Genomic DNA, 6016 nt, shown 5'->3' with positions numbered 1-6016 from the left:
GAGGACCGAGCAGCGAGCGACCGCCATGATCAGATCTTCGGATCAGCCGCGCAACACCGACTTCGGCCCCGAGCCGCTTCGGGAGGCGCGCCTCTCGACAGCGGTTCCGGGCGTTGCGCCGATCGTCGGTCAGCATACACCCGGCATTCCAAGACCCATCAGCGCGAAGCACTGGGCCGAGGACAAGTGTCGGTGCCTCGATCTTGAAGTCTGCACCGGGCGCGCATCCGAGCCGCCGGGTCCCGGCGGTCGTAATCGGGCAGCCCGCAAGCGCGGTTTCACCCTGATCGAGCTGATGATCACGGTCGCCATCATCGGCATCCTTGCCGCCGTCGCCTATCCAAGCTACCAGGAGCATGTCCGCAAGGCCAATCGCGCCGATGCGCAGTCCTTTCTGATGGATCTCGCCCAACGCCAGCAGCAGTTTCTTATGGACGCGCGTCGTTATGCGTCGTCGATCGACGAGCTGGGGTTCGCGGCGGTGCCGGACCGTGTTGAGAAGTTCTACACCGTCGCGGTCTCCGCGCCGACGGGTTCCCCGCCGACCTTCACGGTGAGCGCGACGCCGAAAGCCGGCTCGATGCAGGCGCAGGACCTCGGCGGAGCGGCCTTGTCGCTGAACCAGGCGGGCGCCAAGGCGCCAAGCGGAAAGTGGTGATGAGAGAGGGTTGAGATGAACGCCGAGACCTTGCCGTTCGCCGATCGGAGATCCCGCACCCCTGCGGCACGCCTCTCGGGTTTTACGTTGCTTGAGCTGATGTTGGTCATCACGATCGTGGCGATCCTGGCCGGGATCGGGGTTCCCTCGTTTTCGCGCTTCATCGCCGAGCAGCGTGTTCATGCTGCGGCGAGCGACCTGCAGGCGGCATTGTGGCGGGCACGATCGGAGTCCATCCGACTCAATCGAGACGTGGTCCTCGCGCCTTTGAACGCCGACGTGGGTTGGGAGTCCGGTTGGGCGGCCACGAGCACGGCGGTGCCGGGTGTCGAGCTGATCCGACGTGATCCGATGACAGCGGTCACGCTGAGCACCCGACAGACGGACGTGACCTATCGTGCTTCGGGGCGTTTGCGTGGACAAACCGGCAGCGCAGCCTTCGAGGTGGCGTCCAAGAGCGACGCCGGGGCGAAAAAGCGCTGTATTCGGATCGAGCCGAGCGGCCAGCCCACGGTCCGGGAAGGAGGCTGTTGACCATGCGCGGGTTGCGGCACATCGGCAGCGCGGAGTCCGGCTTCACCCTGCTCGAGGTCTTGGTGACGGCTGTGATCATCGCGGTCGGATTGCTTGGCCTTGCGGGCCTTCAGGCGAAGATGGCCGCAACCCAGATGGAAGCCTATCAGCGTGCGCATGCCTTGGTCCTGGTCGAGGACATGGCGGCGCGCATCAACAGCCAGCGCAGCGATGCCAAGGCGGGGGCTTATGCGGCATCGGGAACGATGACGGTTGTCGGGCCCGGAGACGACTTTGATCCGGCGCAAGCGTGCGCTCAGCTCGATCTGACCGAGCGCGATCTCTGCGAATGGAGCCGTGCGCTGAAGGGAGCGGGAACGACCGACGACTCCGAGGCGTTTCTCGGCGCGTTGATCGGTGCCCGCGGATGTATCGAGCGGCTGCCGGGCGACCCGGCGACCTTCCGCGTCAGTGTCGCCTGGCAGGGTCTGAGCGACACGGTCGCACCGAGCCTGGCCTGCGGGCAAGAAGTCGACTACGGCTCCCCGGGCAGGCGTCGCGTGCTTGCGGTGCAGCTGACCTTGGCCGATCTGAACTGAGGCCGATCGAGATGTCCGCCATGCCAATCCGTCGAGACGAGACCGACCGCGACATCGGGGTTTCCGAGCATCCGACGCCGAAGCGTGTCGGCGTGCCCGTGCGTCCGAGCCGGCGTGCCGGGTTCCGCGAGGCCGAGTGTCGGATGCGCGGGATTGGCTCGCGCGGTTTCACCCTGATCGAGCTGATGATCGCGATGACGATCGGTGTGTTCCTGCTCGGGACACTTGCCTTGGTGCTGTCCAACAACAGCCGCACCCGCTACGAGATCGAGAAATCCATCGGTCAGATCCAGAATGCACGCTACGCCATGCAGATGATCACGGATGATTTGAGCAATGCGGGGTTCTATGGCGAGGCCCTCATCCCGGCAGGCGCGGCGCTGCCGAGCCTGTGTCCGACCGCGGCGAATCTCGACGCGGCGCGTAGCCATCCGGTTCAAGGCGCGGACAACATCGCTGCAGTGCCCCAAGCCTGCACTGCCATCGGCGCGGTCTTGATCGGAAACGACCTGCTCGCGGTGCGACGCACGAGCACCTGTGCCGTCGACGATCCGGATTGCGACGCCTTTGTCGAGGGTCTGCCTCATCTTCAGCAGCCGGCGTGCGCGTCCGACTGCTTGGATCCGCCGAATTGTTCTCCCTGGATTGCGACCAACAGGGCGGCACTGACAGCCCGAGTGCGTTCCTGCACGGCAGGCGCGCATGCCCCGATCTACCGACTCTACAGCCGACTCTATTACCTGGCGCCGAGCAACCGGCCCAACGACGGAATTCCGACGCTGAAACGGGCCGAGCTGACGGCGGCCGGATACACGGTGACCCCGATCGCGGAGGGAATCGAGCATTTGCATTTCGAATACGGAATCGACAACGACGGTGGAGGCGAGCCGGACGAATACCTGGAAGAGATCGTCGATCCGGGGAATTGGCAAGACGTGGTGGCCGTGCGGGTGCATCTCTTGGTGCGCAATGCAACGCCGACACATGGGCACTTGGATGATCGGACCTATCATCTCGGTCAGGAGGTTGTCGAGGCACCGGGCGATGCCTATAAGCGCCAAGCCTACAGCACCACCGTGCGCTTGAACAACGTCGCGGGCAGACGGGAGGACATGCGATGAATGCGCATTCTACGGTTGTCGGTCAACAGCGCGGCGCGGTGCTCGTGATCGCGCTGATCATGCTCCTGCTGACAACATTGATCGCCGTCTCGGTGTTCGATATGGGCAGCAGCAACCTTGCCGTGGTCTCCAATCTCGAAAACAAGCGACAGGTCGAGAAGGCGGCGGAGTCGACCCTGGAGGCCGCCGTCAACGACTTGCCGCTCCTGATCGAAAGTCTCTCTGCCGAGAGCCCGAAGGCCGTCTTCTTCTGCGAGGGCCGAAAGAATCATAAGTGCTTCGATGTCAACGGCGACGGCTCGTCCGATATCGAGGTCGATCTTGTTCCCGCACCGAGCTGTATCGGGATGACACCCATTACGAACGACCAACTGGACGCGACGGACATCAATGACCAGGGGTGCTTCATCGGTACGCAGCAGGTCGGCGTGGTAGGCGGCTCGGGGTCGAGCGGCCAGTCGTTGTGCTCCGGGTCCGTTTGGGATCTGAGAGCGCGTGCGATCGACCTCTCATCCGGTGCGCAGTCCCGTGTCCGGCAGGGGATCAGTATCCGCGTCTCGAACAACGATATCGCCACCGCGTGTCCATGATGGCTGTCGTGGAGATTCACCATGTTGACTTTTAAGCGTTTGCGTTACTTCACGGGGCTCATGATCGCCATTCTTCTGGCGTGTCCAGAGGTCTTTGCCGAGGATATCGATATCTTCGTCGGTGGTACGGGGGCACAGACGGCCAAGCCGAACATCCTGTTCGTTCTGGACAACTCGGCAAACTGGAGCCGTAACGACCAACACTGGTTGCCCAAGGGCACATCGCAGGGACAGGCGGAGGCCAGGGCGATTCGCAACGCCCTCGGCGGACTGACCGGCAAGGTCAACGTGGGGCTCATGATGTATGTGACGCAGGGAAGCCAGAACGATAATGCCTATGTGCGGCATGCGATCAAGGAGCTGAACACGACCAACCAGAGCGCATTGAATACGAAGCTGGATCGCATCGACAACAATATCAACGCACCGGACGAGAAACGTCAATCCGGCCCGAAGTACGGGTATCTGATGCATGACGTTTACAATTACTTGGCCGGCAGAACCTCGCTCAACAGCGGGACCGGAACGCCGAGCGGTCTTGCGGACGCAAGCGGATATCAGACGAGCTACTCGCGTTTCAGCTCCCCGCTCACGACGGCGGATCTCTGTACCGACACCTATTTGGTCTTTATCGGGAATCCGCAGAGCAGTGGTCCGTCCATCGACGATTCAAGCAATTCCAATGCGTTGTCCGCATTGGTGACGTCCGCGGGTGGAACAGCGGACCGTTTGGCCGGTTCCGGCAGCGGAACGCCGCTCCCGATCCCCAAGTTTACGCTCAATAGTCAAACGGAGCTTGAGAACCTCGACTTCAGCGTTGACTGCTACAAGGACCAGAGAACCTGTACATCCGACGTCAATGCTGCCGACAGTGCGTGTCGGAGTGCGGGTTATTCGAGCTGCACCTGTCTCGCGACGGTGAAGACACCTCATGATTGCAGCAATAAGAATGATGACCGATACATGGTCCAGGGGACGATCGTCAACGAGACGATGGTGCCGACCGGGGACTTTGATACGAGCAAGGGCGCGGCTTGGAATCTGGATGATTGGTCGAAATTCCTCTATGTTCAGGGCGTGCCCATTCCGGGTGCAGTAGAGTCCGATCCGCGCGCCCGCGTCATTACCTATACGATCGACGTCTTCAACAAAAAACAGAACGACGACCATACCGGTCTCTTGATGAGTGCCGCGAAGGTCGGCGGCGGAGGCTATTTCTTCGCGCGCGACCAGGAAACCCTCGAGGCGGTCCTGGAGACCATCATCTCCGAGATCATTTCGGTCAACTCGACCTTCGCGTCGGCGTCCCTGCCGATCAGTGCGACCAACCGAGCACAGAACGAAAATCAGGTCTTCATAGGGATGTTTCGCCCCGAGCCGTATGCGAAGCCGCGCTGGTTCGGCAATGTCAAACGGTATCAGCTTGCGCGATTCGACACGGGGATCGACCTTGCCGACGTCGACAAACGACGTGCGGTGAATACGCTCTCCGGGTTTGTCGCCGAGTGTGCCTCGAGCTTCTGGACGCAGGACTCGGTCGACTACTGGGCGGGCTTGGGCGTCGTCCCGGATCCCATGGGTCAGTGCCGCGCGACGGGCAGTCCCTACTCGGATCGGCCGGATGGGCCCTTTGTCGAGAAGGGAGCCGCCGGTCAGATGCTGCGTCTCTCCGATATCGCAAATCGCAAGGTCCTGACCCGATCGGGCGAGGCGCTGGTCGCCTTCAATGTCTCGAACAGCGGGCTTGCCTCGGACCTTGTCGGCTATACCCGCGGCATGGATGTCGATCTGATGGACAAGAGCAATACTCAGACGGATCCGCGGCCGACGATTCACGGGGATATCGTTCATTCACGGCCGCTGCCGATCAATTACGGCGGCAGCGCCGGTGTCGTGGTGTATTACGGAACAAATGACGGGATGCTGCGCGCGGTCGGTGCAGGGAATGGCTCGGAGCGCTGGTCTTTCATTGCGCCGGAGCATTTCGGCAAGCTCGCGCGTCTGCGGGCGAATGAACCGCTCGTGGCCTATCCGAATCAGGACCAGGCGGCCAATCCGCTCCCGAAGGATTATTTCTTCGACGGATCGATCGGACAGGTGGTGCAATACGACGATGCGGAGCTTATCGATAGGGCCTGGATCTTTCCAACGATGCGACGCGGTGGACGGATGGTCTATGCGTTCGACGTGACGACCCCGGATTCGCCGGCGTTGATGTGGCATGCCGGGTGCCCGAACGTCGGCGACGATGTCGATTGCGTGGGTGGCCTTGCCGATATCGGTCAGACGTGGTCGATCCCGAATGCCGGATTCATTCAAGGGTACGAAGACGGCGCGAGCCCGGTGCTGGTGATGGGCGGCGGCTACGACGCCTGCGAGGATGATGACGTGAGGACTCCGAGCTGCGACAGCAGCAAGGGGCGCGCTGTCTTGATCCTGGATGCCGAGACCGGCGGGGTGTTGGCAACCTTCTCCACCGAGCGTCCCGTCCCGGCGGATGTCAGTCTGGTGGACCTGGATTACGACGGCTTCATG

General features: G+C 62.2%; 5 protein-coding genes and 1 pseudogene. All 6 read left to right on the top strand.

What is annotated here, in order from left to right; translation table 11 throughout:
* Window positions 1–658 (top strand): type IV pilin protein (locus GPT33_RS16350; RefSeq protein ID WP_296810962.1); only part of this gene is annotated, 658 nt, incomplete at its 5' end.
* A 15-nt stretch (window positions 659–673) separates the two neighbouring features.
* A complete protein-coding gene (locus GPT33_RS16345; protein ID WP_296810960.1) occupies window positions 674–1192 on the top strand; it encodes a GspH/FimT family pseudopilin in 519 nt (172 codons plus the stop codon).
* Between the two features lie 2 nt (window positions 1193–1194).
* Complete coding sequence (gene pilV, locus GPT33_RS16340) at window positions 1195–1770, top strand: type IV pilus modification protein PilV (protein ID WP_296810958.1); 576 nt, start codon at window positions 1195–1197, stop codon at window positions 1768–1770.
* 20 nt (window positions 1771–1790) lie between these two features.
* Window positions 1791–2891 (top strand): PilW family protein, encoded by a 1101-nt coding sequence (locus tag GPT33_RS16335; protein WP_296810956.1) that lies wholly within the window; start codon window positions 1791–1793, stop codon window positions 2889–2891.
* The gene (locus GPT33_RS16330) at window positions 2888–3481 is read left to right on the top strand and encodes a PilX N-terminal domain-containing pilus assembly protein (protein ID WP_296810955.1); all 594 of its coding nucleotides are present in this window, start codon (window positions 2888–2890) and stop codon (window positions 3479–3481) included. Before GPT33_RS16335 ends, GPT33_RS16330 begins: the two co-directional genes overlap by 4 nt.
* Window positions 3482–3502: 21 nt before the next feature.
* Window positions 3503–6016 (top strand): annotated as a pseudogene (locus GPT33_RS16325) (PilC/PilY family type IV pilus protein); the annotation flags it as partial.

It is taken from the genome of Thiocapsa sp., from assembly GCF_011390875.1.
GTDB lineage: Bacteria > Pseudomonadota > Gammaproteobacteria > Chromatiales > Chromatiaceae > Thiocapsa.
This window is presented reverse-complemented; position numbering and strand designations above follow the sequence as displayed.

Excerpts from the sequence above, each read along its gene's own strand:
- GPT33_RS16345 (WP_296810960.1), top strand. The coding sequence starts at position 674 with ATGAACGCCGAGACCTTGCCGTTCGCCGATCGGAGATCCCGCACCCCT.
- pilV (WP_296810958.1), top strand. The coding sequence starts at position 1,195 with ATGCGCGGGTTGCGGCACATCGGCAGCGCGGAGTCCGGCTTCACCCTG.
- GPT33_RS16335 (WP_296810956.1), top strand. The coding sequence starts at position 1,791 with ATGCCAATCCGTCGAGACGAGACCGACCGCGACATCGGGGTTTCCGAG.
- GPT33_RS16330 (WP_296810955.1), top strand. The coding sequence starts at position 2,888 with ATGAATGCGCATTCTACGGTTGTCGGTCAACAGCGCGGCGCGGTGCTC.